General features: G+C 69.1%; 25 protein-coding genes and 1 pseudogene. 7 read left to right on the plus strand and 19 right to left on the minus strand.

What is annotated here, in order from left to right; all coding sequences use genetic code 11:
* The first annotated feature begins 48 nt into the window (after positions 1–48).
* Positions 49–1,464, plus strand: coding sequence for a threonine/serine exporter family protein (locus tag ELQ90_RS10025; protein WP_243696113.1), 1,416 nt, complete (start codon positions 49–51; stop codon positions 1,462–1,464).
* Positions 1,465–1,728: 264 nt separating this feature from the next.
* On the opposite strand, the gene dnaB is transcribed toward ELQ90_RS10025, so the two are convergent.
* From dnaB to ELQ90_RS10085, 13 genes are all read right to left on the minus strand, one after another.
* Positions 1,729–3,102, minus strand: a complete 1,374-nt coding sequence (gene dnaB, locus ELQ90_RS10030; RefSeq protein ID WP_128495108.1) for a replicative DNA helicase — start codon at positions 3,100–3,102, stop codon at positions 1,729–1,731.
* A gap of 646 nt (positions 3,103–3,748) precedes the next feature.
* Positions 3,749–4,201, minus strand: coding sequence for a 50S ribosomal protein L9 (gene rplI / locus ELQ90_RS10035; RefSeq protein WP_128495109.1), 453 nt, complete (start codon positions 4,199–4,201; stop codon positions 3,749–3,751).
* An 11-nt stretch (positions 4,202–4,212) separates the two neighbouring features.
* On the minus strand, positions 4,213–4,473 hold the full coding sequence (gene rpsR / locus ELQ90_RS10040) for a 30S ribosomal protein S18 (protein ID WP_128495110.1): 261 nt from the start codon (positions 4,471–4,473) through the stop codon (positions 4,213–4,215).
* A 70-nt stretch (positions 4,474–4,543) separates the two neighbouring features.
* Positions 4,544–5,047 carry a single-stranded DNA-binding protein gene (locus ELQ90_RS10045; RefSeq protein WP_128495111.1) on the minus strand — a complete coding sequence of 168 codons (504 nt, stop codon included), beginning with the start codon at positions 5,045–5,047 and terminating at the stop codon, positions 4,544–4,546.
* 4 nt (positions 5,048–5,051) lie between these two features.
* A complete protein-coding gene (gene rpsF / locus ELQ90_RS10050; RefSeq protein WP_128495112.1) occupies positions 5,052–5,435 on the minus strand; it encodes a 30S ribosomal protein S6 in 384 nt (127 codons plus the stop codon).
* Positions 5,436–5,836: 401 nt separating this feature from the next.
* Positions 5,837–7,159 carry an ABC transporter substrate-binding protein gene (locus tag ELQ90_RS10055; RefSeq protein WP_128495113.1) on the minus strand — a complete coding sequence of 441 codons (1,323 nt, stop codon included), beginning with the start codon at positions 7,157–7,159 and terminating at the stop codon, positions 5,837–5,839.
* Positions 7,160–7,452: 293 nt separating this feature from the next.
* Entirely contained in the window at positions 7,453–8,886 is a 1,434-nt protein-coding gene (locus ELQ90_RS10060) for a CCA tRNA nucleotidyltransferase (RefSeq protein WP_128495114.1), read from the minus strand.
* Positions 8,887–8,958: 72 nt separating this feature from the next.
* The gene (locus ELQ90_RS10065) at positions 8,959–9,816 is read right to left on the minus strand and encodes a lytic transglycosylase domain-containing protein (RefSeq protein WP_243696114.1); all 858 of its coding nucleotides are present in this window, start codon (positions 9,814–9,816) and stop codon (positions 8,959–8,961) included.
* A 125-nt stretch (positions 9,817–9,941) separates the two neighbouring features.
* Positions 9,942–10,319, minus strand: a complete 378-nt coding sequence (locus ELQ90_RS16610; protein WP_166408971.1) for a hypothetical protein — start codon at positions 10,317–10,319, stop codon at positions 9,942–9,944.
* Positions 10,320–10,384: 65 nt separating this feature from the next.
* Complete coding sequence (locus ELQ90_RS16615; protein WP_166408973.1) at positions 10,385–10,705, minus strand: hypothetical protein; 321 nt, start codon at positions 10,703–10,705, stop codon at positions 10,385–10,387.
* Positions 10,706–10,798: 93 nt separating this feature from the next.
* Positions 10,799–11,008, minus strand: a complete 210-nt coding sequence (locus tag ELQ90_RS10075; protein ID WP_128495116.1) for a hypothetical protein — start codon at positions 11,006–11,008, stop codon at positions 10,799–10,801.
* Positions 11,009–11,134: 126 nt separating this feature from the next.
* Complete coding sequence (locus ELQ90_RS10080; protein WP_128495117.1) at positions 11,135–12,289, minus strand: SLC13 family permease; 1,155 nt, start codon at positions 12,287–12,289, stop codon at positions 11,135–11,137.
* A 114-nt stretch (positions 12,290–12,403) separates the two neighbouring features.
* The gene (locus ELQ90_RS10085) at positions 12,404–12,652 is read right to left on the minus strand and encodes a hypothetical protein (RefSeq protein ID WP_128495118.1); all 249 of its coding nucleotides are present in this window, start codon (positions 12,650–12,652) and stop codon (positions 12,404–12,406) included.
* 128 nt (positions 12,653–12,780) lie between these two features.
* On the opposite strand from ELQ90_RS10085, the pseudogene ELQ90_RS17195 reads away from it, so the two are divergent.
* Positions 12,781–12,909, plus strand: a pseudogene (locus ELQ90_RS17195) (DUF2256 domain-containing protein); the annotation flags it as partial.
* Between the two features lie 15 nt (positions 12,910–12,924).
* Entirely contained in the window at positions 12,925–13,179 is a 255-nt protein-coding gene (locus ELQ90_RS17200; protein WP_243696130.1) for a DUF3253 domain-containing protein, read from the plus strand.
* A 66-nt stretch (positions 13,180–13,245) separates the two neighbouring features.
* Here the strand turns inward: ELQ90_RS17200 and ELQ90_RS10095 are convergent, their stop codons facing one another.
* Together ELQ90_RS10095 and ELQ90_RS10100 are read right to left on the minus strand one after the other, a co-directional pair.
* Entirely contained in the window at positions 13,246–14,358 is a 1,113-nt protein-coding gene (locus ELQ90_RS10095) for a spore photoproduct lyase family protein (protein WP_128495120.1), read from the minus strand.
* Positions 14,359–14,499: 141 nt separating this feature from the next.
* Positions 14,500–16,200, minus strand: a complete 1,701-nt coding sequence (locus tag ELQ90_RS10100) for a ribonuclease J (RefSeq protein ID WP_424980809.1) — start codon at positions 16,198–16,200, stop codon at positions 14,500–14,502.
* Between the two features lie 596 nt (positions 16,201–16,796).
* On the opposite strand from ELQ90_RS10100, the gene ELQ90_RS10105 reads away from it, so the two are divergent.
* Together ELQ90_RS10105 and ELQ90_RS16620 are read left to right on the plus strand one after the other, a co-directional pair.
* Positions 16,797–16,976, plus strand: a complete 180-nt coding sequence (locus ELQ90_RS10105; protein ID WP_128495121.1) for a hypothetical protein — start codon at positions 16,797–16,799, stop codon at positions 16,974–16,976.
* The gene (locus tag ELQ90_RS16620; protein WP_166408975.1) at positions 16,969–17,115 is read left to right on the plus strand and encodes a hypothetical protein; all 147 of its coding nucleotides are present in this window, start codon (positions 16,969–16,971) and stop codon (positions 17,113–17,115) included. The genes ELQ90_RS10105 and ELQ90_RS16620 overlap by 8 nt, the downstream gene beginning before the upstream one ends.
* 33 nt (positions 17,116–17,148) lie before the next feature.
* Here the strand turns inward: ELQ90_RS16620 and ELQ90_RS10110 are convergent, their stop codons facing one another.
* From ELQ90_RS10110 to ELQ90_RS10125, 4 genes are all read right to left on the minus strand, one after another.
* On the minus strand, positions 17,149–18,165 hold the full coding sequence (locus ELQ90_RS10110; protein WP_208020620.1) for a LacI family DNA-binding transcriptional regulator: 1,017 nt from the start codon (positions 18,163–18,165) through the stop codon (positions 17,149–17,151).
* A 74-nt stretch (positions 18,166–18,239) separates the two neighbouring features.
* The gene (locus ELQ90_RS10115) at positions 18,240–19,142 is read right to left on the minus strand and encodes a carbohydrate ABC transporter permease (RefSeq protein WP_128495123.1); all 903 of its coding nucleotides are present in this window, start codon (positions 19,140–19,142) and stop codon (positions 18,240–18,242) included.
* Positions 19,143–19,144: 2 nt separating this feature from the next.
* Positions 19,145–20,164: a carbohydrate ABC transporter permease gene (locus ELQ90_RS10120; RefSeq protein ID WP_128495124.1), complete on the minus strand. Its 1,020-nt coding sequence runs from the start codon at positions 20,162–20,164 to the stop codon at positions 19,145–19,147.
* Positions 20,161–21,456 (minus strand): ABC transporter substrate-binding protein, encoded by a 1,296-nt coding sequence (locus tag ELQ90_RS10125; protein ID WP_128495125.1) that lies wholly within the window; start codon positions 21,454–21,456, stop codon positions 20,161–20,163. The genes ELQ90_RS10120 and ELQ90_RS10125 overlap by 4 nt, the downstream gene beginning before the upstream one ends.
* Before the next feature lie 174 nt (positions 21,457–21,630).
* On the opposite strand from ELQ90_RS10125, the gene ELQ90_RS10130 reads away from it, so the two are divergent.
* Positions 21,631–23,721 (plus strand): beta-galactosidase, encoded by a 2,091-nt coding sequence (locus tag ELQ90_RS10130; RefSeq protein ID WP_128495126.1) that lies wholly within the window; start codon positions 21,631–21,633, stop codon positions 23,719–23,721.
* A gap of 106 nt (positions 23,722–23,827) precedes the next feature.
* The gene (locus tag ELQ90_RS16810; RefSeq protein ID WP_208020621.1) at positions 23,828–26,251 is read left to right on the plus strand and encodes a glycoside hydrolase family 53 protein; all 2,424 of its coding nucleotides are present in this window, start codon (positions 23,828–23,830) and stop codon (positions 26,249–26,251) included.
* Positions 26,252–26,333: the final 82 nt, after the last annotated feature.

Consider the following 26,333-nt stretch of genomic DNA (forward strand, 5'->3'; position numbering starts at 1 on the left):
CTCGTCGGTCCCGGCCGATTAGACTCGTCCCGGATCGACGAGCCGAACGTGAGGAGCACCACCGCGATGAGTCGGCGTGAACGGAGCATCCTGACCTGGCTGCCCGGTTTCGATCGGCAGGAACGGCGGGTCGAAGCGCTCACCGACATGCTGCCGATCGTCGACGACCGGCTCGCCGTCCAGATCCTCGACCTGGCCGTGCGAATCGGCGAGACGATGCTCGTGGCGGGAGCGAATGCGAGTGCCGTCACGACGACGATCGTGCGCGCCGCGGGCGCGTACGGCCTCCATCCCGTGCACGTCGACGTGACCTACAACTCGATCACCGTCGCGCATCACCGCACCGGCGCCGCGCAACCGATCACCCTGCTGCGCGTCGTTCGGGGCTCAGCCCCCGACCATGCGCGGCTCCAGCGCCTCCAGGCGCTGCTCGTCGAGGTGGGTGAGGGGCTCGACCTGGCGACGGCACGAACGCGGTACCACGAGATCCGCCGCGCGCCGTTCCGCTATCCGCCCGCCGTCGTCATCGCTTCGCAAGCGCTGCTCGCCGTCGGTGTCGCGGTCATGTTCGGCGGCAACGGGCTCGTCATCGTCCTCGCGTTCATCGCGGCTGGCCTCGCAGCGCTCACCCAATACGCCCTCGCTCGAGCCCAGGTGCCCTTCTTCTTCAGTCAGGTGGCCGGTGCGTTCGTGCTGACGGTGGTCGCGGCCGTCGCGCCGCTGCTGCGCGAAACAGGCTGGGACATCGCCGCCGATCTGCGGCCGTCGGTCATCGTCGCGTCCGGCGTGGTCCTCATGCTCGCGGGGCTCACGGTCGTCGGCGCGGCGCAGGACGCCATCGACGGCTTCGCCCTCACGGCGACGGGCCGGATCCTCGAGCTCATGACCCACACCCTCGGTGTCGTCCTGGGCATCCTCGCCGGTCTCGAGACCGCGAGCGCGATGGGACTGGCGATGGTCCCGCCGACGGCGGCCCTCCCCCTCGGTCCTGTCCCGCTCCAGTTCGCCGGTGCTGCCCTCATCGCGATCGCCGTCGCGGTGTTCAACGGCGCCGGCGGGAGGATCATCGGGATCAGCGCGGCGCTCAGTCTCGTCGCGTGGCTCGTCTACCTCACCGCGTCGCAACTCGGATTGGAGGGAGCCGCCGCGAGCGGACTCGGCGCCTTCGCCGGCAGCTTCGTCGGCACCCTCGTCGCCTACCGACTCCACGTCCCGAGCGTCGCCATCACGACGGCGGCGATACTCCCCCTCGTGCCGGGAGCAGCCGTGTTCCGCGGCCTGCTCAGCATCGTGGAGTCCGGCGACAGCGCGGCCATCCTCCTCGCCGGTTTCACGACCCTCGCGGGTGCCGCGATCGTCGGCGTGAGCCTCGCCGTCGGTGCGTCGCTCGGCATCTACCTCGGCCAACCCGTCGGAGCCTCCCTGGGCGGGGTCGCCCGCACCAGGGCGCGGCTGCGGCGCTGAGCCCGCCTCGGGAGCGAGCCGGAGTCTGGCATCGACGCCGGATCCCGAGAACCGAACCACTCCCAAGCGGGTCGCTCCTGGTGCCGCGGAGCTCGGCTCGCGTCTCCATCTGCGGTCGCGGGTCGGCTCCCGGCTCTCGGCTCTCGGCTCTCGACTCTCGACTCTCGACTCTCGACTCTCGGCTCTCGACTCTCGACTCTCGACTCTCGACTCTCGACGTGGCGAGAGTAATCACGAACGAGCTCGGGCCACCGCCATCGGCGCCTAGATCGGTGCCATGTCCGTGAAGCGCGAGAAGTGGCCCTGGAACGCGACCGTGACCGTGTCGGTGGGGCCGTTACGGTGCTTGGCGACGATGAGGTCGGCCTCCCCCGCCCGAGGGTTCTCCTTCTCGTACGCGCTCTCGCGGTGCAGCAGGATGACCATGTCGGCGTCCTGCTCGATCGACCCGGACTCGCGGAGGTCGGAGATCGCGGGCTTCTTGTCCGCGCGCTGCTCCGGTCCACGGTTCAGCTGCGAGAGGGCGATGACGGGGACCTGGAGCTCCTTCGCGAGCAGCTTGAGAGCACGCGAGAACTCCGAGACCTCCTGCTGACGGCTCTCGACGCGCTTGCCCGACGTCATGAGCTGGAGGTAGTCGATGACGACGAGGCGGAGACCCACCTTCTGCTTGAGCCGGCGGCACTTCGCGCGGATCTCGACGAGAGTCATGTTGGGGCTGTCGTCGATGTAGAGCGGCGCGTCGTTGATCCGGCCGCGGACGGACGCGATCGTGGTCCAGTCGCGCTGGTCGAGCGTGCCCTTGCGCATGCTCTGGAGCGGCACGGACGCCTCGGCGGACATGAGACGCATCGCGATCTCCGACCGCCCCATCTCGAGCGAGAAGAAGATCGCGGGCATGTTGTGCTTGATGGCGGCCGCTCGCGCGAGGTCGAGAGCGAGTGTCGACTTACCGAGCGCCGGTCGCGCGGCGATGATGATCATCTGCCCGGGGTGCAGGCCGTTCGTGAGCTGATCGAGTCCCGAGAAGCCGGTGGGGACACCCGTGAACTGGCCGTCACGGCCCTTCGCGGCCTCGATGTCCTCGATCGCGGCGTCGACCGCGATGTTGAGCGGGACGTAGTCCTCGGTGTTGTCGTTCGCTGCGACCGAATAAATCTCGGCCTGGGCGTTGTTGACGAGGTCGAGGACCTCGCCCTCCCCCGCATAGCCCATCTGCACGATGCGCGTGCCGGCCTCGACGAGGCGACGGAGCAGCGCGCGCTCGGCGACGATCGAGGCGTAGAAGCCGGCATTCGCGGCCGTCGGGACGAGCGAGGTGAGCGTGTGCAGGTAGTCCGCGCCGCCGGCCCGCTGCAGGTCTCCGGTCTTGATGAGCTCGTCGGTGACGGCGATGACGTCGGTCGGCTCGCCGTGGGAGTAGAGCGACAGGAGCGCATCGAAGATGATCTCGTGCTTCGGGACGTAGAAGTCGCCGCCGCGTACGGTCTCGACGACATCGGCGACGGCGTCCTTCGAGAGCATCATGCCGCCGAGCGCCGATTGCTCCGCGAGCATGTCGTGCGGAGGGGTCCGCTCGTGCTGGCGGGTCTCCTCACCGGGGAACTGGTCGGAGAGCCCCAGATGAGCGATCGACATTCGTACTCCCTCATTTCGTGGCGGACCCGCATGGTCGGGACGACGTGCTTCGTGACGACCCACGACGACCGACTCGGACTCGACCGAGGCGTCGTCCATGACGGCGCAGCATCGGGCGTCGGCCCGCGTCATGGTCCCAGTGAATCGGGTACCTCCGACATCCGGGGGAAGCGAGTACGGCGGTTCCGTTCGGCGTTGCCCCACCCTACGAATGAGGCTCCCTCGGCGACAAATGGGGCCTGTGGATAACCCTGTGGGAAAAGTGCGCGAAACGCCGCGAAGCTTGTGAACAAAACCTGTGGACAACTGTCGAGTTCATGGTGGAGTTCTCAGCTTTTCTACGCACTGACCGGGCAATTAGAGTTTCCACCGGCTGTGGGTAAAATCAGCCTCAAGTACTGCTTGAGAGTTTCGATTTGACAAGCAGCCTGTGTACAAGTGCGGATCCCGAGCCCCGGTGAAATGCCTGATCGGCGTCGACGAGAGCGAGTGACGCTCACCTTTTACTCGGGCTCGATCCTGCTCGGTCGCACGGTGTTCCGCCTCGTGACGGGCTGCCGGGAACGCACAAAGGCGGCGACCGGACCAGAGCCCGATCGCCGCCTTGAGACGACGTGAAGCGGCGCTGTGAACGCCGCTCGACGACTTACTTGCTCGCGACCACCTGAAGGGTGATCGTCGCCGAGATGTCCTCACGGAGGCGCACAGTGGCCTCGTGGGTTCCGACCGACTTGATGGGGGTCGGGATCTCGATCTTGCGACGGTCGATCTCGCCGAGCCCGGCGGCCTTCACGGCCTCCGCGACATCGACGGTCTTGACCGAGCCGAAGAGGCGCCCCTCGGCACCGGCCTTGACGGCCAGCTTGACGGTGTTCGACTCGAGGCTCGCCTTGAGCGACTGTGCCTCTTCGAGCGTGGCGAGCTCACGAGCGGCACGAGCCGCCTTGATCTGCTCGACCTGCTTCGCTCCACCACGGCTCCACGCCACGGCGAAGCCCTGCGGGATGAGGTAGTTACGGGCGTACCCGTTCTTCACCTCGACGACATCGCCGGGCGTGCCGAGGCCGGTGACCTCGTGCGTCAGAATCAGTTTCGACATGGGGGTGCTCCTTAGCGGCCAGATCCGGCGTAGGGAAGCAGTGCCATCTCGCGCGCGTTCTTGACGGCACGTGCGATGAGGCGCTGCTCCTGAACGGAGACACCGGTGATACGGCGAGCGCGGATCTTCCCGCGCTCGGAGATGAACTTGCGGAGCGTGGCGACGTCTTTGTAGTCGATGACGCCGACACGGATCGCCTTCGCGGGGGCTGCGTTCTTCGCGCCCTTCCCGCGGGCGGGCTTGCGGCTCGGGCCGCCAGACTTTCCAGCCATGTGGGTTTCCTTTACGTATGAAGAGGGTTCTCACCGCTCGAGACGCACAGCGTCGCTGCGGTCAGGAGGATCAGAAGGGAGTGTCGTCCGAGTAGGAGCCGGGCGTGTTCCAGCCGTCCGCCGCCCCGGAGGTCGACGTGGCGGGAGCGCTCGCGGCCCACGGCTCGTCGGTCACGGCGGGAGCCCCGCCACGACCGCCACCGCCGGACGACTGCGCGCGGCTCACCTGTGCGGTGGCGTAGCGCAGCGACGGACCGATCTCGTCGATCTCGAGTTCGATCGACGTGCGCTTCTCGCCTTCCTTCGTCTCGTAGGAACGCTGCTTGAGGCGACCGGTCGCGATGACGCGGCTGCCCTTCGTGAGCGATCCGGCGACGTGCTCGGCGAATTCGCGCCACACGCTCGCCCGGAGGAAGAGCGCCTCACCGTCCTTCCATTCGCCGGAGGCCCGGTCGAAGGAACGAGGGGTGGAAGCGATCGTGAAGTTGGCAACCGCGAGCCCGTTCTGCGTGTACCGCAGCTCGGGGTCGGCCGTGAGGTTGCCCACGACGGTGATGATCGTCTCGCCGGCCATCGGACTAGGCGTCCTTCGCGGCAGCCTTGGCGGGGGCCTTGCTGGCGCGAGCGGCCTTGGCCTCTGCGCGCTTCGCCTCGGCGGCGACGAGAGCGAAGCCCTCTTCCGCACGCAGCACCTTGGTGCGCATGACGGCTTCCGAGAGCTTCAGCTGGCGGTCGAGCTCGTCGGTCGCTGCGGAGTTCGCCGTGAAGTTGACGACGGCGTAGATGCCCTCGGTCTTCTTGTTGATCTCGTAGGCGAGGCGACGACGGCCCCAGATGTCGATGTTGTCGATCGTTCCACCATCGTTGCGGATGACATTGAGGAACTTGTCGAGACTCGGAGCGACGGTGCGCTCGTCGATCTCGGGGTCGAGGATGACCATGAGTTCGTACTGATGCGTCACTAACCCACCTCCTTCGGACTTGAACGGCTGCAGACGGTCTGCAACAGGAGGGTAATCAGCATCGTTGCGACGCGGGAAACGGATCGGATCCACGCGGGCAACCTGCCCATCGTACCGGACATCGGGCGGAACCGCCATGTCGAGGGCGGGAGGTGCGGGGCGTGACGCCCGGGCCGTCGCGGCCCGTGAGGCGGAAAGTCCGACGGCCGTCGGCGCGGCAGGGCTGATGGAGTCGATCATGGCTGTCCCTTCGTGATCGCCGGATGGAGGCGAGAGGTCCATGATCGGTGCGCCGACGGGGCGGCACAGCCCCGGATCGGTACGCGTGCGACCCCGCGCCGGTCCGATCCTGTGGACGACGGGTGGACGGCGCAGCGACATGCCCGACGGGAGAGGAACCGTCAGCCGGTGATCGCGGTGTTCGCGGCGTCCTCGGCCTGTCTCAACCCGGTTTCGACCGGGAGGACACCGAGGAAGACGTCGCGGAGGATCGGGTCGTACTGCTCGAACGCCTTCGCGAAGTCGGGTCCCGTCGGGGCCGGGATCGTGTCCTCGCCGACCTCGAAGAACGGGTCGATGTCGACGCCCTGCTCGTCCCAGTAGTCGAAGAAGGTGCTCTGCGCGTCGGTCACACCGGGGACCACCGCACCCGAGCGGCCGAGGGGCTCGGCGCCGTCCTCGGAACCGAGCCACTCGAGGACCTCGGCGATCGCGTCCTGCTTCTCGGATGCCGCGTTCCCCGCCACGACCACACCGTTCGTCACCGAGACGCGCCCGGCCGGGCCGGCCGGCATCGGGACGACGCCCCACTCGAAGTCGGCGCCCTCCTCGATGTTCTTGAGGTTGTAGACGCCCGACTGGAACATCGCCATCCGACCCTCGATGAACGCGTCGCGGCTGAAGTCGCCGTTCTCGTTGGTCTCCTCGGGCTTCGGAGCGACATTGTCGTTCCGGATCTTCGAGACCACATAGGTGATCGCTTCGGCCGACTCCGTGTCGTCGAAGGTGAACTGGTCGCCATCCTGGAAGGTTCCGCCGTTCGACCCGATGTAGGGCAGGAGGACGGCCTGGAGGTCGTAGGCGAGATTGGTGCCGAATTGGCTGACCGCGTTCGGGTCGAACCCCTCGCTCCCCGCCGCTCGACCGGACGAGTCGCGCGTGAGGGTCCGCGCCGCTTGCGTGAAGGTGTCCTGCTCCGGATCGGGTGACCACGTGAGGTCCTCGATGTCCGTCGGTGTGAGTCCCGCCGCCTCGAGCAGGGTTGCGTTGTAGTAGACGGCCACTCCGCCGTCGTACAGCTGCGGGACGCCCCAGAGCGTCTCGTCGCGCGTGAACTGGTCGACGACGCTCCGCTCCCACGCGTCCTTCGCGGTCTCGCCCAGGACCGAGTCGATGTCGACGAGGCTGCCGGAGTCCGCGTACGCGCCGTAGTAGGAGTTGTTGACCCAGAAGAGGTCGTCCATCGTCTGTTCCGCGACGTCGGTGCGGAGGCTCGTCCAGTAGTCGCTCCACTCGACGACGTTCACCTGGACGTCGATGTCCGGGTGCTCCTCCTCGAACGCGTCGAACGAGTCCTCGTACGCGTCGGCGACCGTTTGATCCCACAGCCGGAAGGTCACGGTCGTCGGGTCGGCGGAGTCCGACTGCGGTTCCGGCGCGCACCCCGCGAGCGCGAGGGAAGCGACGGCGGAGAGGGCGACGAGGCGGGCGATGCGGTGCTTCATGGGTGTGTCCTTCGGCTTCTCGGTCCGATGTCGCCGCGGGCTCCGCGACGGGATCGGGCGGCACCGGCCCCTGAATCGACCGGTTCCGACGGGCGGAGTGCCACGGCTGTCGTGGTCTCGGGTTCCGCCTCACACGGCCGTCCGCTCTCCGCTGCGGTGGGACGGCCACAGGAAAGGATACGCCCGCGAGCCGATTCGGCCCAGTGAGAGCCCCTCACCTCCGACGGGGTTGCGACCGCCGCGCCACGTCGGGCAGTGGCGCTCATCAGGTCAGAAGCGGTCGACGGCGCTCCTCACACGTTCCCGGAACGCTCCGCCCACCATGCGGTGAGGCGTCGCTCCGCTTCCTCCGATCCGAGGGGCCCCTCGTCGAGCCGCAGCTCGAGCAGGAAGCGGTACGCCTCTCCGACGACGCGACCGGGCGGCACCCCGAGGACCTCCTGGATGCGGTTGCCGTCGAGCTCCGGCCGCACGGCGTCGATCTCCTCCTGCTCTCGGAGCACCGCGATCCGCTCCTCGAGGTCGTCGTAGGCGAAGCCCAGCCGATCGGCCTTCCGGCGATTGCGCGTCGTGACGTCGGCGCGCGTCAGCATGTGCAGGCGTTCGAGCAGGGGTCCCGCGTCGCGGACGTACCGACGGACGGCCGAGTCACTCCACGCCGCCTCCGTGTACCCGAAGAATCGCAAGTGCAGTTCGACGAGGCGAGCGACGTCGCGGATGGTGTCGCTGTCGTAGCGGAGCGCCGTGAGCCGCTTCTTCGCGAGCTTCGCCCCCACGACGTCGTGGTGGTAGAAGGTCACTCCCCCGGCCTCCGTCCGCTTCGTCGCGGGCTTGCCGATGTCGTGGAGGAGCGCCGCGAGGCGCAGGACGACATCGGGGGCCTCCCCGGGGTGGCGCTGCTTCTCGTATCCGATCGCCTGATCGAGCACCGTGAGGGAGTGCTCGTAGACGTCCTTGTGATGGTGATGCTCGTCGATCTCGAGCCGCAACGCCGGGATCTCGGGCAGGAAGCGCTCCGCGAGCCCCGTGTCGACGAGGAGGCGCAGTCCCTCGCGAGGAGCGTCGGTGGAGAGCAGCTTCGTGAGCTCCGCCTGAATGCGTTCGGCGCTCACGATGTCGAGGGTGGAGGCGCGGTCCCGCATGGCTTCGCGCACGTCCGGGTGCACGGAGAAGTCGAGTTGTCCGGCGAACCGCGCTGCCCTGAGCATGCGGAGGGGGTCGTCGCCGAAGCTGACCTCCGGCTCGATCGGCGTGCGAAGGACGCGGGCGACGAGGTCCTCGACGCCGCCGGAGGGATCCACGAGGGCGACGTCGGGCACGCGCAGCGCCATGGCGTTGACGGTGAAGTCGCGGCGCACCAGATCGCCCTCGAGCGAGTCGCCGAAGGCGACGACGGGCTTGCGCGTCGTGCCGTCGTACTCGTCGGCCCGGTAGGTCGTGATCTCCACGGTGTCGTCGCCGACGCGGGCACCGATCGTGCCGAACTCGCGGCCGATGTCCCACTGAGCGGCGGAGATCGGTGTGACGATCCGCAGGATCTCGTCGGGGCGGGCGTCCGTCGTGAAGTCGAGGTCGTTCGTGCCCCGATCGAGCATGGCGTCGCGGACGGGACCACCCACGAGAGCGAGTTCATGACCGGCGGCGCGGAAGGCCTCGGCCACCGCCACGACCGTCGGGAGTTCGGCGAGGGTCTGCAGGCGCACGAGGGCCTCGGCCATTTTCACCATGCGGACCATCGTATCGGTGGCCGCCGTCGCGCCGATGCGAGCCGTTCGCCGCTGTCGCTGGCCGACTGTCGCCTACTGCTCGCGACCGTCCTCACCGTTCGCGGACCTGGCGTAGCGGTCGGCGAAGTCGGCGACGTCGTCGTTGTACTCGGTGTTCGGGTTGTAGGAGCGGACGGCCGCGACCCAGTCGGTCGCGGTCGAGAGGTCGCGTTCGTGAGCGCACAGGTAGCGCCCCGCGGTGAGCACGGCGTCGTCGATCTGCTGCGCGTCCGCGACACCGTCGGCGTTGCCGTCCGCTCCGACGAGCGCCCACGTCGACGGGATGAACTGCATCGGACCGACGGCGCGGTCCCAGCGGGTGTCGCCGTCGAGAGCGCCGCCGTCCGTGTCGTCGACCGCGAGCACACCGTCGCCGTCGAGGGCGATGCCCACGATGGCCGGCGACGAGCGCCCGTCGTCGTCGAGCACGGAGTCGAAGATGGTCGCGTGCACTGTTTCGACACGCCCCACCGCCGCGAGCGTCGTCCATTCGAGGTGACAGCCCGGCTGCTCGTCGGCGAGCCGCAGGGCGGCCCCGGCGTACGCGGAGAGCGGACGGATCGGGATGCCGGTCCTCCCCGCGATCACGGCGACCCAGTCGGGATCGGCGAGCGACGAGATCGAGCGGTCGGCCGGCATGGGCACGGCGTCGATGCGACTCGACTCGACGATCGGGTCGGTCATACCGGGGACGGCGTCCGCCCTCGGTGGAGTGGAACCCGCACCGAGCGCGAGGGCGACGAGCGATCCGACGACACCGATGGCGAGCACCGCGGCGACGACGGTGGTGACGATGAGTCCGCCGGATCCCGACCGACGCCGTCCCGACCGACGCCGTCCCGATCGACGACGGCGCGGCCCGCGCCGGACGTTCGGACGAGGAGCGCTCACGTCGCCACTCCGAGACGGCGGTCGGCGGGGGAAGACGAGAACGCGGTCATGACGTCCCGAGTGTAGACGGCGCCCCTGGCCACGTTCTCACCGCCCTCCGCGCCCGGAGGAGCCCGACGACGTGGTCAGCGCGAGCCGGTCGTGTCGCTCGCGTTGACGGTGCGGTCGCCGTCGTCGCTCGGAGCCGGCGCCAACCGGAAGAGGCTCAGGATGCCGCTCGAGAGGAACAGGGCGACGAGGAGCACGAGGGCCACGAGGAACATGACCGCGCGACGGCGGCGGTACGACGGGAGGCGCGTGGGGCCGTCATCGTCGTCATCGTCGTCATCGTCGTCATCGTCGAGGAGTTCGGGGCGCGGCGCGTCCGTCGATCGCGGCTCCTGCCGTCGGACGGCGGGCGCCGCTGGCGCCGTCGGAGCCGTCGGCGCGGCCAACTGGCGTTGAAGGTCGCTCGGGATCTCGAAGTCGAGGTGATCGATGTCGTCGGAACGATCGGAGGCCATGCCCGCCATGGTACGTGACCCGAAGACCCGTGGTGCGCCGGATCGGGCTGCGAGGCGGCGCCCGATCAGGTGGCGCCGAGCAGCACCGACACGTCGATCACGAGCACGGGCAGCCGCACGACGAGCACGACGATCGAGGCGAGGAAACCGAAGGCCGACAACCCGGCCCCGCCCAGCGTCGCGTCGGCCTGCAGCCGTTTCCTCGACCGGAGCCCGAGCACGAGCCCGGCGACGGCGAGGCCGATCGCGACGTAGATGGCCCACAGCCATGGAGCGAAGAAGCACGCGACCGCGAGGCCGCCCGCGACCGCCGAGAGGATCGCGACGACGTCCGTCCGCGTGTGGACGACGTCGGGTGCGGGGATGAACCGCTTGTCGGCTGCCATGGCGTCCAGCCTACGACGGGCCGCGCGTCCCCCATCGACCGCGCCGCGCCTCGCCTCGCCCCTGCCTCACGTGAGCACGCGGGCGGGCGGAGGTCAGTCGGCGTAGGTCCGCATGACGATCGGTGGATCCTCGGTCGTCACATCGAACGGCGCTGTCGTGGACAAGGAGATCATGAGCGTCGCGGAGACCACCGCGAGGGCGAAGGCGAGGATGCCGGTCAACGCCGTCAGGGCGTACGGGAGGCCGTCGGCCACCGCCTCGGTTTCGCTCGACGCGACCGGGTGCGAGCGGATGAGCGTCATGGGGTCGCCCTTCTGTCGAGGGAGCGCGACATCGGACTCTCGATGCCGTACGGCCATCATCGCGCGACATAGCTAGACGATCTAGCTATGTACAGGCATGCTCGGTCGTGCTAGACGCGTTCGCCGTCACCGCGTGACGGCGAACGCGAGCGTCGAGGCCACGACCGTGAGCGGCGCGACGATGAGGCCGAGGCCGGCGAAGCGCCACCAGGAGATCTCGACCCCGAGCGCGGCCAGACGTCCGTGCCAGAGGAGCGTCGCGAGCGATGCCCACGGCGTGACGAGCGGGCCGGCGTTGACCCCGATGAGCACGGCGACGAGGCGCTCCCGGCTCCCGGCCGCGGGCTCGGCGGCGAGGTAGGCGGGCAGGTTGTCGAGCACGTTCGCACCTGCAGCCGAGACGGAGGCCAGTCGGAGCAGGTCCGCCGGAGCGTTCCCCGTGCCCGCCAGTGCGGCCACGATCGACGTCAGCCCGGCGTTCTGCGCCGCATCGACGGTGAGGAAGAGGCCAGCGGCGAAGAGCACGAGCTGCCAGGGCAGGAGCGAGAATCGCAACGAGGTGCGTCTCCGCACGGCGAAGACGGCCGCGAGCGCGACCGCGGCGGCGAGCGCCGGGATCCACACCTCGAGTCCGGAGACGAGCGCGGGGACGAGCACGACGAGGACGACGACGGACGAGCGGAACAGCACGACGTCGCCGACCGGTACCGTGATCGTCGGCTCGTAAGGCCGCGCAAGCTCACGGCGGTACACGACCGCCAGGACGATGACGGGGACGAGCACCGCGACGAGCGCGGGCACGATCGTGAGCGACAGGAATCCGACGGCGCCGATCCCGTCGAGCTCGTGCTCCGCGAGCAGGTTCGTGAGGTTCGAGACCGGCAGGAACAGCGAGCCCGTGTTCGCGAGCCACACGGTCGTGAGCGCGAACGGCAGGGGGCTCACCCCGATGTGACGGGCGAGGATCACGACCACCGGAGTGAGGAGCACCGCGGCGGTGTCGAGGGAGAGGAAGGCCGTGCTCGCGACGGCGAAGACGATGACGAGGGCCCACAACGCGACGGTCCGGCCGCGGCCGATGCGCGCGAGACGTTCAGCGACGACGCGGAAGACCTCGGCCTCCGCTGCGAGCTCGGCGACGACCGTGATCGAGACGACGAAGAGCAGGACCGGCCAGATGCGCTCCGCGAGAACCAGGAGGTCGTCGACGTGAGTTCCGGTCGCAACGGCGAGGACGGCGCCGATCACGAGCAGCGCAGCACCGACGAGCCCCGTGCGCATCCCACCTCCGCCGCCGTTCGTCGACGCCCGATGCTCGACCCGGAACACCGTACCGCGACCGGGGGCAATCTCCCGGGACAGCACCCGCCGGCTCGACCACGGCGAGACCGCCGATCAGGCCGGCGCGACAGCCACCGCGACGGCGACGAACGCGAGGACGACGGCCGCTCCCGTCATCGCGACGAGCCATGACACCGGTCGGAGGCGGACGGCATCGGCCAGGTGACGGTGGTCACGCTGCGCGAGCTCGTGGACGAGCGTGGCGAGGCGCTGATCCACGAGGCGACGGGTACCGGCTGGGGTCTCGGTCTGATGCGTCTCCGTCGTTTCGTCGGGTGTGGTCAAGAGGCTGGCGTTGGGCATGGAACTCCTCGGATTCGATCGGGCGGGTGCATTCGCCCATCGGAGAGAGTCACGCAGCGCCGGATCATGACGCGGGTTCGCGGACGCAACCCCGCCCGTGCCGGAACCCGTGGGCGCAGACTGGAGGCATGGCCCATCGACCGCGCGCGAGCACTCCTGATCACGCCGACAAGACCTGTGCGTCGTGCGGTCGCCGTATCGAGTGGAGGGCGCGCTGGGCCGGCGATCGGGACGACGTGCGGTACTGCTCGGTTGCCTGCCGCCGTCATGGGGTGACGGCGACAGACCGACGCCTCGAGGCGACGATCCTCGAACTCCTCGACAAGCGCGCAGCAACCGCGACGATCTGCCCGTCGGACGCCGCGCGCGCCGTGGGCGACGACGACTGGCGGGACCTCATGGAACCGGCACGATGCGCCGCGCGCCGGCTCGTCGCGGACGGCGTCGTCGACATCACTCAGGGCGGGAACGTCGTGGACCCGTCGACCGCGAAAGGGCCCATCCGCATCCGGCGGCACCTCCCCTGACGAACGGACGCGCCGAGCGGCGGGCGACGGCGGCCGCTCGTGGCGGACAACCGGCGTCTCTCGCGATCAGAACGCGTAGCGGATGCGGCACCACGGGGCGAAGCGCTCGACGAGCTGCCGGAAGTCGCTGAGGTACTGCTGCTTGTCGTCGAAGCGGTACCGGACGTTGGCCTGCCCGTTCTGCGACACCTTCGCCTCTTGCAGATCCGGTCGCCAGAGCACCTGCTCGGCCTTCGGGTTCCACCCGGTATTGACCTCGTGGAGCGTCCGATTGTGGGTGAGGAAGATGATCTCGCACGCGAGCTGCGCCTTGGCCGCCGGCGAGATCGATGCGTCGAGTTGCTGCAGGAGCTCCGCCCACTTCTGTTGCCAGCCGTCTTCGATGATGACGGGGCTGAAGTTCACGTGGACCTCGTAGCCCGCCTCGACGAAGTCGTCGATGGCGGCGAGGCGCTCCGGCACGGGTGAGGTGCGGATGTCGACGAGCTTCGCGGTCTCGGCCGGCATGAGCGAGAACCGCACGCGCGTTTTGCCCTGTGGATTCCAGTCGAGCATCTCGCGGTTGACGTACTTCGTGGCGAAGGACGCCTTGGCGTTCGGGAGGGCGCTGAACAGGTCGACGAGGTCACGCACGTTGTCGCTGATCATCGCATCGACGCTGCAATCACTGTTCTCACCCAGGTCGTAGACCCAGAGGTCCGGGTCGCACTGGTTCGGTTCGAGCTTCATGCCCTGCTTGCCCGCGTGCTTCGCGATGGCGGCCGAGATCTGCTCGATGTTCGTGAAGGTCGTGACGGGATTGCTGAAGCCCTTCCGCCGCGGCACGTAGCAGTAGACGCACGCCATGGCGCAGCCGTTCGCGTGCGATGGTGCGATGAAGTCGGCGGAGCGGCCGTTCGGCCGAACCGTGAGCGTCTTCTTCGTGCCGAGCACGAGCGCTTCCGTCTTGATACGCACCCAGCGGCGCACGTTGCGCTCGTCGCCGTGCAGTTCGGGGATCTGCCAGTGGCTCGGCACCTCGACGACCTCGGCTTCGGGCCAGCGCGCGAGGATCTGCCGGCCGCGCGCCGACTCCGCGGCGGCCGGTTCCGCGTAGATGCGCGTGATCTCGAGCAGCGGCCGCGCCGCGCGCGGGGCACCCTCGGCGGGCGGGGAGGACGGAACGGTCACGATATCCATGTGCCTTCAGTCTCCCCGCGACCACCGACATTCGGAGCAGGGCCGATCACCCGGTGGCGCGCTGTTCTCCCGGGTTGTCACGAATCCGCGGTGTTCGAGTGGAAACACCGCGGATATGTGACAACCCGAAGGGGGAGGGGCCTACTCGTCGACGACGATCGTCGTGACGACCGGGTTGCGGCGGTGACGACGCGAGAGCCACCGCCCGATCGTGCGCGTCATGAGGGCCTCGAGCTCATCGGCCGAGGTCTTCGAGCGAGGTCCGGCGCCCGCGAGAGCCTCGGTGATCGCCTTGTTGGCGTTCTCCTCCCAGCCCTCCTCCTCGACGAAGCCGCGAGCGAAGAACTCGAGCGGCTCGAGGAGCGCGTTCGTGGTCGAGTCGACGATGGCGAGGATCGTGATCGTGCCCTCCTCGGCGAGAACGCGGCGATCGTTCATCGCGGTCTCGGTCGCGAGACCCATCGTCTGCCCGTCGACGAAGACGTACGGAGCGGGGATGCGACCGCTGATGCTCGACCGGCCGTCGACGAGGTCGACGGACACACCGTTCTCGATGACGAAGACCTGGTCATCGGCGACGCCCGTCTTGCGCGCGAGAGCGGCGTTCGCCGTGAGGTGGCGCCACTCGCCGTGGTACGGCAGCACGGCAGACGGCTTGACGATGTTGTAGCAGTAGGTGAGCTCGCCGGCGCTCGCGTGCCCGGAGACGTGCACCTTCGCGTTGCCCTTGTGCACGACCTGCGCCCCCCAGCGCGTGAACGCGTTGATGATGCGGTAGATCGCGTTCTCGTTGCCGGGGATGAGGGAGCTCGCGAGGAGGATCGTGTCGCCCTCCCCGATCTCGATGATGTGCTCGCGATTGGCCATGCGCGACAGCGCCGCCATGGGCTCGCCCTGCGACCCGGTGCAGATGAGGACGGTGTTCTCGTCCGGCATCTTCTCGATCGCCTTCATGTCGACGAGCATGCCCTTGGGGATGCGCAGGAAGCCGAGCTCCGCCGCGATGCCCATGTTGCGCACCATGGAGCGCCCGACGAAGGCGATCTTGCGGCCGTGGCGCTCCGCCGCGTCGATGACCTGCTGGATGCGGTGCACGTGGCTCGCGAAGCTCGACACGACGATGCGACGGGGAGCGGTGCGGAACACCTGGTCGATCGCCGGGGCGAGGTCCTCCTCGGAGGTCGTGAAGCCGGGGACGTCGGCGTTCGTCGAGTCGGTGAGGAACAGGTCGACGCCCTCGTCGGCGAGGCGCGCGAACCCGCCGAGGTCCGTGATGCGGCGGTCGAGCGGGAACTGATCCATCTTGAAGTCACCCGTGCAGAGGACCGTGCCGGCGCTCGTGCGGAGGGCGACGGCGAGACCGTCGGGGATGGAGTGGTTGACGGCGAAGTACTCGGTGCCGAACGGACCGAACTGGACCTCGTCGCCCTCCTTGACCTGGACGGTCTTCGGGGTGATCTTGTGCTCCTCGAGCTTCGCCGTGACGAGGGCGAGGGTGAGGCGCGACCCGACGATGGGGATCGTCGGTCGCTCCTTGAGGAGGTAGGGGACGCCACCGATGTGGTCTTCGTGACCGTGCGTCAGCACGACGGCGACGACGTCCTTGAGGCGCGAACGGATCGCGGCGAAGTCGGGGAGGATGACGTCGATGCCGGGCTGGTTCTCTTCGGGGAACAGCACGCCGCAGTCGACGATGAGCAGCTTGCCCTTGTGCTCGAACACGGTCATGTTGCGACCGACCTCGCCGACGCCGCCGAGGGGCGTCACGCGCAATCCGCCGTCGACGAGACGGCGGGGCGTGGGGAGGTCGAGTTCGTGTCGAGGGGTCTTCTTGAGAGTCACGTATGTGTGCTTTCGGAACGGGCGCCGCACAGTGCGACGCAGAGGGGTGGCACCACCTGGGGTGCCGGAGTCGATGGGCCCGATGCGCTCCCGAGGTGCTCGGGTTGCGATCCGGCGGTGCTGACGCACGCGCCGCGAGGGCGGGGATCCGCGGCTGATCGCCTCGAGAGGAGGCCTGCCGCTGTCGGAGCGAACCTCCCGTGGAGAGATCCGCAGACCCTCTACCTTCCCACACGAAACCGGACGCCGCTCGGGAGACCGGCGCTCGCGTCGCTCGCCGTGTCAGACGGCGAGTGTTCCGGAACGTCGGGGAAGCACCCCCGCGATGGCCCTGGCGATGGACAGGAGCCGCGAATCCTGCCGCAGTCCGACGGTCGACTGGATCCCGATCGGGAGCCCGGACCGCGAGAAGCGGACGGCTCCCGCGGTGCGGATCCGGGCGACGTGGAGATCGTCGTGATCGGCGACATCGTGGGCGTGACGACGCGATCCGTGCGCTCACCAGTCGTGCGATCGGACGATCGGACTCAGCGGCGCGTGCCTTCGTCATCTGCTTCAACAACTTCACGATCCAGGTATTCGTCGCGCCCATCGGCGTGCAGACACTCCCCGTCACCATCTACGCACAGACCCGCGTCGGGATCTCGCCCGACATGAACGCCGTGGCGAGCATCATCATCGTCGCGATGATCGCACTCGTCGCGCTGCTACACATCATCACCGGGAGCGGGATCAACGTGGTGGCCGGCGCACAGAAGGAATCCAACGATGGCTGATCTCAGCCTCTCGAACATCCACACGTCCTTCGGTCGGACGGAGGTCATCACCGGGCTGGACCTGGAGGTGAACGCCGGGGTGGTCTTCCAGAAGAAGACCCTGTTCCCGCGCCTGTCAGCGGCCGACAACATCGCCTAGGGTCTCGTGACCCGAATGAGGCGATATGAGGCCCTAGGCTGAATCTCGCACCACTAAATCGGTCGGCAGCGTGATCTTTGCAGGAATTCCCCCCGCGATGACTTCGAGCAGCAGTCGCACCATCTCCTGACTGATGCGGTCGAACGGCTGCCGCATCGTCGTGAGCGTCGGCGTTGTTTCCGCCGCCACGGCTGCGTCGTCGAAGCCTCCGACAGCGATCTGTCCCGGGACGGCGATGCCGCGCTCGGCGAGTTCAGCGAGGGCTCCAGCCGCCATCAGATCGTTGGCGGCGAAGACGGCGTCGATCCCCGGCTCGCGTTCGAGCAGGGCCGCCATCGCGGCGCGACCGCTGCGACGGCTGTAGTCGCCGTGCTCCACGAGGTCCGGGTCGAATGCCTCGCCGAGTTCCTCGCGGAAGCCCGTGAGCCGCTGGATCCCGCCGGAGGTGTCGCGCGGACCAGCGATCGTTGCGATGCGAGCGCGTCCGAGCGATCGCAGGTGCGCGGTCATCTCGCGCGCCCCCGTCGCGTCGTCGGCGGCGACCCACCCGAGCTTCCGCTCGAAGCCGAGCGGGATGCCGCATGCGATGATCGGCACTCCGGCGCGGTGAATCTCCTCGATGAGTCCCGGCTCCCCCGCGTGGCTCGACACGAGCAGGACGCCGTCGACGTGTCCTTGCGTGATGAAGTCGCGCGCGCGGCGCCGTTCGACGTCCGACCCCGCGAGGATGAAAACGAGCGACACGTCCCGCTCCGCGAGGGCCGCGGAGGTCCCGCGCATGAGGCGGGCGAAGTTTGGGTCCTCGAAGAGGCGCTCGAATGACTCGGTCAGGAGGAACGCGACTGAGTTCGTGCGCTGCGTCGCGAGGCTGCGGGCGTGGGGGTTGATGCGGTACCCGGTCTTCCGGATCGCCGCGGCCACCGCAGCCTCCGCCTCGGGGCTCACCCAGTGGCCGCCGTTGAGGTAGCGCGACACGGTGCCCCGGGAGACACCGGCCTCGGCGGCGACGTCGCTGACCGTGGGCCGCCGCGGCCGGTCCCCTGAGCTCATGGTCAGAGCCTATTGGAGGGGAGGCGCCTGGATCGGTGACGGCGCGGCCACGCGAGCACTGACCCCGACGTCCGTCACGCCTTCACGGCCCCCGCCGCGAGGTCCACCCGCCAGAACCGTTGCAGCAGGAGGAACAGGAGAACGAGTGGCAGCACCGAGACGAGCGCCCCCGCGATCACGAGCGTGTACATGGATGGGGCCGAGGCACCCTGGTTGAGCAATCCGCTCAGCCCCACGGTCACCGGGAAAAGTGTGTCGTTGCCGAGCATGATGTACGGCAGCATGAAGTTGTTCCACACGGCGACGAATTGGAACAGCAGGATCGTGACGAGTCCCGGCAGCATCATCGGGAGGGCGATGCGGTTGAAGATCGTGAACTCCTTCGCCCCCTCAGTGCGCGCCGCCTCGACCACGTCGGTCGGGACGGCTGCGGCCGCGTAGATGCGGGCGAGGTAGATGGCATATGGCGAGATGATCTGCGGGAGCAGGACGGCCAAGTAGCTGTTGGTGAGCCCGAGCTGCGCGAGCAGGAGGTACTGCGGAATCGCGAGAATGACGCCCGGGACGAGTACGCCCGTGAGCAGGATCGAGAACACCGCGGCCTTTCCGGGGAAGGTGAACTTCGCGAGCACGTATCCCGCCAGAGCGGAGACCCACGTCGACGCGATCGCCCCGACGCCCGCATAGATCGCCGAGTTGAGCATCCATCGCCAGAAGATGCCGTCACGGTACGCGCTCAACTGCGCGAGGTTGTCAAACAGGTGCGTACTCGGCAGCAGCGTGAATGAGGAGAACAGCTCCCCGGCGCTCTTCGTCGATGCGGCGACGACCCAGACGACCGGGATGAGGCAGTAGAGCGCGCCGATGATGAGGATGCCCGTGGCGATGGGCGAGGGCCGAAGCGTCGTCGCGGACGAGCCGGCAGATGAACGCCGCGGCGCGGTCACGCGGGTGCGCGTGGATGCGGTAGTGGTCATGATCAGTCCTCCTGACCGAACGCGCGCTTCTGGACGATGCGCAGGAACACGAAGGACATCGTGAGTGTCACGATGGCGATGATGACGCTCGTCGCGGCGGCTGCGCCGAGGTCGTCGCGGGTGAACGCGTCGCGGTACACCTTCATGAGCGGACTCCATGTCGTGGAGAGGGCGTTCGTGAGCGGGCGGAGCGTCGTCGGCTCCGCGAACACCTGGAGCGTCGCGATGAGGGAGAAGAGACCCGTCATGACGAGCGCTGGGAACACGATCGGCACCTTGATCCGGAGCGCGATCTGGATCTCGGAGCAGCCGTCGAGCCGCGCGGCCTCGTAGATGTCGCTCGGCACGGCCTTCAGCGAGGTGTAGATGACGACCATGTTGAAGCCGACGCCGCCCCAGAGACCGATGTTGGCGAGACCGAACACGATGAGGTCCGACGAGAGGATCGTCGGCGCGTCCAGTCCGAGGGCGTCCGTCACGAAGTAGAAGGGGCTCACCGCAGGGAGGTAGAGGAATCCCCAGAGGAGCGAGGCGATGACGCCCGGGACCGCGTACGGAAGGAAGATGACGAGGCGCGAGAACCGCGTGGCCCGCGACCGCTTGGAGTCGAGCAGCAGCGCGAACAGGAGGGCGAGGCCGAGCATCGTGGGTACGAGGATGAGCCCGTAGAGGAGGACGCGCCCGACGCTCGCGAGGAACTCGGCGTCGAGGGCGGCGACGTAGTTCGAGAAGCCCGCGAAGACGGTCTTCCGGGCGCCGGACCCGAGGCCGAGGCCCTGCACCTGGACGCGCTGGAAACTGAGGACGACCGTGTAGACGATCGGCGCCGCCATGAAGGCGAGGAAGAGCAGGATCGCGGGGGCGAGCATCGCGTACGGGGTGAGGACGCGCGTGCGGAACCGGTGCCCGGCGGGACGCCGCCGAGCCGAGCCGAGTTCTGCCCGCTCGAGCGAGGCGTCCGGCGTCCGGGGGACGCCCGTCCGGGAACTCGCGCTCCCGGACGGGCGGGCGGTGGCGGTCATTCGACCGTGAACCCGGTGTTCTCGAGGTCGTCGACGGTGATCTGCTGCATCGCCGCGACGGCGTCGAGGAAGGCGCTCGTCGTCTTCGCCTCGGCGGCCTTGGAGAATTCGTCGTTGTAGGCGCTGAAGGTGACGTTGACGTTCGGGCCGTAGGTGAACGGCGCGATCGAGTCGGCGGCCTCGGCAGCCACGTCGTAGAAGTCCTCCTGGCTCGAGAAGAACTCCGGCGAGGTCGTGAGGGCCTCGGCGGCGGCATCGGTCGCCGCCGGGTAGATGCCCATGACGTCGGCCATGGCGGCGACGGCCTCGGGATCGGTGTTGAGCCAGGTGGCGAACTCCGCGGCGGCGGCCTGGTGCTCGGTCTGCGTCGTCACGGCCGTCGACGATCCGCCCCATGCACCCGTCGCGGGGGCGTCGGCGTCCCACTGGGGCATCGGCGCCGCGCGCCAGAGGCCGGCGGTGTCGGCGGCGTTGCCCGACAGGACGCCCGGCGCCCAGACGGCGCTCAGCCAGCCCACCTGAGATCCGTCGTTGAGTCCCGCGTTCCACTCGGGCGTGTACATCGGCTTGTTGTCGATCACGCCCTGCTCCACGAGACCGCCCCAGTACTCGGCGACCTGCTGAGTGGGCGACTCGTCGATGTCGACACCCCAGGCGTCACCGTCGATCGACCACCACGAGGCGCCGGCCTGCTGGGCGAGGCCCGCGAACCACCCGGCGTCGTTCGCCGAGAAGGTGCCGAGGTAGCGCGACGGGTCCGACGCGTGAACGGCTGCGGCTACCTCCGCGTACTCGTCCCACGTGGTCGGGACCTCGAGACCGAGCTCTTCGAAGACGTCCTCGCGGTAGTAGAACATCATCGGACCGGAGTCCTGCGGCACGGCGTAGACGGCGTCGCTCCCGAGCGTGACGCTCGACCACAGACCATCGGCGAACTCGTCGGCGACATCGGAATCGAGGTCGCCCGAGATGTCGGCGAGAGCGTCGGACGACACGAGCGTTGGGATCTTCTGGTACTCGGCCTGGATGAGGTCCGGGGCTCCGCTCCCGGCCTTGAGCGCTGTCAGGAGCTTCGTGATGACGGGGTCGCCGCCGTCCTGCTTCTGGACCGTGACCTGGATGTCGGGGTTCTGTTCGTTCCAGATTTCGACGACCTTGTCGACGTTGGGCGCCCATGCCCAGAAGTCGAGTTCGACGGGTCCGTCGCTCCCGCCGCCGCCGGCCGAGCAGCCTGTGAGGGCCAGGGCTGCGACCGCGACGGTCGCCGCGATTCCGCGCTTGATGCTGTGCATTCGTCCTCCTTGTCGAAAGCAGTGCGTGACGCCAATGTCCCGTCGTGACGCGCTGGTGCTGTGAGCGGTTCAAGTAATCCACATCGTTCTTTGGCTGTCAACAAGTGGCTTTCAGCCCTTGGCCTGCGCACCGGGCTGTGTTAGAACTGGGACCGAGCACAGCCTAGGAGAACGATGACGACTCACGCCCCCACCCGACCGACCGACACGACGGCCGAGGCGTCGACCGACGACGGCCCCGCAGCGGAGATCGCCCCGATTCGTTCCGGGTGGATCCCCGGAACGAACCGGATCGCTTTCGGTGGTGACTACAACCCGGAGCAGTGGGACCGGTCCGTCTGGCTCGAGGACATCGCCCTCATGAAGGACGCCGGCGTCTCGCTCGTGAGCATCGGGATCTTCTCGTGGGCACTCCTCGAGCCGCGCGAGGGCGAGTACGACTTCTCGTTCCTCGACGAGGTCATGGACCTCCTGCACGAGGCGGGCGTCGCCGTCGACCTCGGCACGCCGACCGCCGCTCCCCCAGCCTGGTTCTGGAAGGCGCACCCCGAGGCACGCCCCGTGACCCGCGACGGGCTCACGCTCTGGCACGGCTCCCGCGGCATGGCGAGCCCGAGTTCGAGCGCCTATCGCGCTGCCGTCACCCGGATCGCCGACGCCCTCGCTGCCCGCTACGCCGATCACCCAGCCCTCGTGCTCTGGCACGTCCACAACGAGTACGGCGCTCCCGTGAGCGAGTGCTACTCCGACGCGTCCTCCGCTGCCTTCCGTCGCTGGTTGCGGTCCCGCTACGGCACCCTCGACGCGCTCAACACCGCGTGGGGCACCGCCTTCTGGGGGCAGCGCTACGGCGAGTGGGACGAGATCGACGCCCCCCGGACGTCGGCGAGCGTCGTGAATCCGGCGCACCGCCTCGACTTCGCCCGGTACACCTCGAACGCCCTGCTCGAGTGCTTCGTCGCCGAGCGAGACGCGATCAAACGGCACACGCCGCACCTTCCCGTCACGACGAACTTCATGTCGAGCAACTGCCCGTCGATCGACTACTGGAAGTGGAGCCGCGAGGTCGACATCGTGGCCAACGACTACTACCTCGTGGCGGAACGCGCCGACAACCACGTCCTCCTCGCCCTCGACGCCGATCTGACGCGATCCTTCGCCGGTGGCCGCCCGTGGATCCTCATGGAGCACTCGACGGGCGCCGTCAACTGGCAGCCCCGCAACATCGCCAAGCGCCCGGGCGAACTCGCGCGCAACTCGCTCGTGAGTGTCGCCCGCGGCGCCGACGCGGTGCTCTTCTTCCAGTTCAGGGCGTCGCGATCGGGTGCGGAGAAGTTCCACTCCGCAATGCTCCCGCACGGCGGGAGGACGACCCGGATCTGGCGCGAAGTCGAGGCTCTCGGTACGACGCTCGGGGGACTCGCCGACATCATGGGTGGGACGGTGCCCGCTCGCGTCGCGATCCTCTGGGACGTCGAGTCCTTCTGGGCGCAGGATCTCGAGTGGCGTCCATCGGTCGACCTCGATCACCGCGAGCGTGTCGTCGCTTTCTACACGGAACTGTGGCGCCGCGACGTCCCCGTCGACTTCGCCCACCCGCACGCCGACCTCTCGGACTATGACGTCGTGCTCGCGCCGGCGTCCTATCTCCTCGACGATGTGTCCGCCGCGAACCTCCGCGGAGTCGTCGAGGGGGGCGGCCGACTCGTCGCATCGTACTTCTCGGGGATCGTCGATGAGTACGACGCCGTACCCGACGGCCCGTACCCCGGCGGCCTGCGCGAGGTCCTCGGACTGCGCATCGACGAGTTCCTCCCCCTGCACGCCGAGGAGCGGCCGGCGCTCGACGACGGCTCCGTCGGATCCGTGTGGGCCGACGACGTCGTGCTCGAGGGTGCCGAAGCGATCGCGACGTTCCGAGACGGGCCCGCCGCCGGCCGCGCCGGCGTCACGCGCAACACCTACGGCGCCGGCTCGGCCTGGTACGTCTCGACGGCGCTCGACGCCGACGCCCTCGGCGCTGTCCTCGAGCGGGTGCTGGCCGAGGCCGGCGTCCCCTCGAGGCCCGCGCACGACGTGGCCGGAGTCGAACGCGTCGAACGTCGAACCGACGACGAGGTCTTCGTGTTCCTCGCCAACCACGGCGACGCCGACGTCGCGGTCGACGACGTCACGGGCGTCGACGCGGTCACCGGTGAGGCAGTCTCGGGCGTCGTCGTCCCGGGGGCCGGCGTCCGCGTCGTGCGCTCCCCGATCGCGTCGTAACGCTGCGCACCCCTCACCACCCGGCAGCACCCGGCAGCACCCCGCAGCACCCCGCACCACCGTTCACCACCCCGCACCACCGCTCATCGTCAAGGAGGACGAGGACATGACCGCACCCATCCATCGCACGCCGCCGCAGCCGAAGACGGCGGGCGTGAGAAACATGGCGCTCGCCCTCGCGGCGGCATCGCTCATCGCGATCACCCCAATGACCATCACTCCGGCCTCTGCAGCGGACGGCGGGCTCGTGAACGCCGACTTCGAGGACGGTCTCGACGGCTGGTCCGTCTCCGGGGCCGAGGGGGGCGCGAAGACCGAGAGCGGCGGAACGTCGGGAACACGCCTTACCCACTGGCTCGAGGCCGACGGGGCCGTGGCGACGACGCAGACCGTCACCGGTCTCTCGGACGGCTGGTGGACGTTCGCGGTCGACGCGGTCTCGGGCGGAGGTCTCGCCGCGAGCGCCCTCACGACGACCGGCTGCGGACTGGACGGCGAGACGACGGTCCCGTCTACGGAGGCGGATGGCGCGTGGCTGCGACTCGAGGTCTCCGCCTACGTCTCCGGCGGGTCGTGCACGGTCGGGCTGCGGACGACGGGATCGGCCGGATCCTGGGCGAGCATCGACGGCGCGTCGTTCACGGCGGGCCGCAGCGAGCGCGTCGTGCGCGGCGCCGACCTCTCCGGCGTGGCGAAGAACGAGGATCTCGGGGGGAGCTACGCGGACGCCATCGGAGCGCCCGTCGATCCGATCGACGCCCTCGCGGAGTCGGGGGCGAACGTCGGCCGGTTGAAGGTGTGGGTGGATCCCGCCGACGGATACAACGACGTGGACGACGTCGTGGCATCGGCCCGGCGCATCGTGGACGCCGGGATGGAATTGCTCGTCGACTTCCACTACTCCGACCGGTGGACCGACCCGGGAGCGCAGGGGATGCCCGCCGCGTGGTTGGGTCTCGACGCCGCCGCCGTCACCGAGCGCGTCACGGCGCACACGACCGAAGTGCTACTCGCTCTCGAAGCGGACGGCATGACGGCGGACTACGTCCAGGTAGGCAACGAGATCAACCCGGGCATGCTGTGGCCGCTCGGCCAGACGTGGGACGTCGATCCGACGGACGACGTGTCGGGCGCCCAATGGGATGCGCTCGCCGGTTTCCTGACCGCCGGCGCGGAGGCCGTGAAGGCTGTCGACACCGACACGCGCGTGATCCTCCACCTCACGAACATCAACAACGGCATCGGCGGGCTCACGTGGTGGTTCGACGAGGTCGTGGCGCGCGCCGTGCCGTTCGACCTCATCGGCCTGTCGTACTACGGCTACTGGCACGGGTCGCTCGCCGACCTGCAGAATGCCGTCTCGACGCTATCGGACCGCTACGACCGCGACGTGCTCGTCGTCGAGACCGCCTACCCGTGGACGCTCGAGGATCACCCGGAGCTCGCGTGGGAGGACGTCATCGATCTCCCCTCCGAGCTCGTAGCGGGGTACCCGGCCACAGCCGAGGGCCAGTCCGCCGCCTTCCGCGCCGTCCAGGACGTCGTCGCCTCCGCTCCCGGAGGACGAGGCCTCGGCGCCGTGTACTGGGAGCCGGCGTGGACAGCCGTCGAGGGCGCCGGGTGGGACCCCGAGGACCCCGCGTCGGGCAACGCGTGGGAGAACCAGGCGGTGTTCGACCACGAGGGACGCTTGCTACCCGCGGCCGCGCAATTCGGCGAGACCACCTATACCCTGTCCGCCGACCCGACCGTGGCACTCGCCGGCGACGCGGGCGTGGCCGGCTGGTTCCGCGGCGACGTCTCCGTCTCCGCCACGGTCGACCTCACGGGGCTCACTGTCGACGCGCCCCTCGACCTCCGGATCGACGACGCCGACTGGACACGGACGACCGAGGCGCTCATCGAGGCCGAGGGCGAACACAGCGTCGAGGCACGCGTCGCTCCCCCGGCACTCGTGGCGGTGAGCGGGACGGTCGCCGTCGCGGACGCGCCGCTCGCGCTGGCACCGTCGCTCCTCGAGGCGGCGCCGGACGCGGACGCCCGGCTCGCGATCGCCGAAGTCGACACGGCCACAACCTTCGGGATCGACCGCACCGCCCCCGTGATCGCGGCGACCCTCGACGCGGGAACGGTGACGATCGACGCCGGCGATGCGCTCTCCGGTCTCCTGTCCCTCGACGTGGCGGTGGGCGGGGCCGCCGCCGAGCCGTACACGGGTCCGGTCGACGTCCGGGGACTCGCGGCGGCGGGCGGCGGCGAGGTCGGCGCGACCGCGACCGACCGTGCGGGCAACACGACGCGCGCCGTCGTAATCGTGCCTACCGCCGACGCGGCGTCCGGCCCCACCCCTCCTGCACGGCCGAACGGCCCCGGCGCCGGGGCCGACGCTCCGGCACCGGGCGACCTCGCCGCCACCGGGGTGGGCGGGACGTCGGGTCTCGCCGCCACCGCGGCGGCGCTCGTCGCCCTCGGTCTCGCCCTCGCGGTCCTGGCCGGCCGCTCTCGTCAGCACGGGCGCCGACACCCCTGACGCACGTCGATCGATCACCCCGCGGCGTCCGTGGTGCGGATCCCCGGGCCGGATCACGGCGCGTCGTCGGTGTCAGGCCGCG

The sequence above is a fragment of the Labedella phragmitis genome (assembly GCF_004078635.1).
Lineage (GTDB): Bacteria > Actinomycetota > Actinomycetes > Actinomycetales > Microbacteriaceae > Labedella > Labedella phragmitis.

Excerpts from the sequence above, each read along its gene's own strand:
- ELQ90_RS16610 (WP_166408971.1), bottom strand. The coding sequence starts at position 10,319 with ATGGCCTCCGATCGTTCCGACGACATCGATCACCTCGACTTCGAGATC.
- ELQ90_RS10110 (WP_208020620.1), bottom strand. The coding sequence starts at position 18,165 with ATGAGCTCAGGGGACCGGCCGCGGCGGCCCACGGTCAGCGACGTCGCC.
- ELQ90_RS10060 (WP_128495114.1), bottom strand. The coding sequence starts at position 8,886 with ATGGTGAAAATGGCCGAGGCCCTCGTGCGCCTGCAGACCCTCGCCGAA.
- ELQ90_RS10045 (WP_128495111.1), bottom strand. The coding sequence starts at position 5,047 with ATGGCCGGCGAGACGATCATCACCGTCGTGGGCAACCTCACGGCCGAC.
- ELQ90_RS10075 (WP_128495116.1), bottom strand. The coding sequence starts at position 11,008 with ATGACGCTCATCCGCTCGCACCCGGTCGCGTCGAGCGAAACCGAGGCG.
- ELQ90_RS10080 (WP_128495117.1), bottom strand. The coding sequence starts at position 12,289 with ATGCGCACGGGGCTCGTCGGTGCTGCGCTGCTCGTGATCGGCGCCGTC.
- ELQ90_RS16620 (WP_166408975.1), top strand. The coding sequence starts at position 16,969 with ATGGCTGATCTCAGCCTCTCGAACATCCACACGTCCTTCGGTCGGACG.
- dnaB (WP_128495108.1), bottom strand. The coding sequence starts at position 3,102 with ATGTCGATCGCTCATCTGGGGCTCTCCGACCAGTTCCCCGGTGAGGAG.
- ELQ90_RS10115 (WP_128495123.1), bottom strand. The coding sequence starts at position 19,142 with ATGACCACTACCGCATCCACGCGCACCCGCGTGACCGCGCCGCGGCGT.
- ELQ90_RS10125 (WP_128495125.1), bottom strand. The coding sequence starts at position 21,456 with ATGCACAGCATCAAGCGCGGAATCGCGGCGACCGTCGCGGTCGCAGCC.
- ELQ90_RS10085 (WP_128495118.1), bottom strand. The coding sequence starts at position 12,652 with ATGCCCAACGCCAGCCTCTTGACCACACCCGACGAAACGACGGAGACG.
- ELQ90_RS16615 (WP_166408973.1), bottom strand. The coding sequence starts at position 10,705 with ATGGCAGCCGACAAGCGGTTCATCCCCGCACCCGACGTCGTCCACACG.
- ELQ90_RS10055 (WP_128495113.1), bottom strand. The coding sequence starts at position 7,159 with ATGAAGCACCGCATCGCCCGCCTCGTCGCCCTCTCCGCCGTCGCTTCC.
- rpsR (WP_128495110.1), bottom strand. The coding sequence starts at position 4,473 with ATGGCTGGAAAGTCTGGCGGCCCGAGCCGCAAGCCCGCCCGCGGGAAG.
- ELQ90_RS16810 (WP_208020621.1), top strand. The coding sequence starts at position 23,828 with ATGACCGCACCCATCCATCGCACGCCGCCGCAGCCGAAGACGGCGGGC.
- ELQ90_RS10130 (WP_128495126.1), top strand. The coding sequence starts at position 21,631 with ATGACGACTCACGCCCCCACCCGACCGACCGACACGACGGCCGAGGCG.
- ELQ90_RS10120 (WP_128495124.1), bottom strand. The coding sequence starts at position 20,164 with ATGACCGCCACCGCCCGCCCGTCCGGGAGCGCGAGTTCCCGGACGGGC.
- rplI (WP_128495109.1), bottom strand. The coding sequence starts at position 4,201 with ATGTCGAAACTGATTCTGACGCACGAGGTCACCGGCCTCGGCACGCCC.
- ELQ90_RS10095 (WP_128495120.1), bottom strand. The coding sequence starts at position 14,358 with ATGGATATCGTGACCGTTCCGTCCTCCCCGCCCGCCGAGGGTGCCCCG.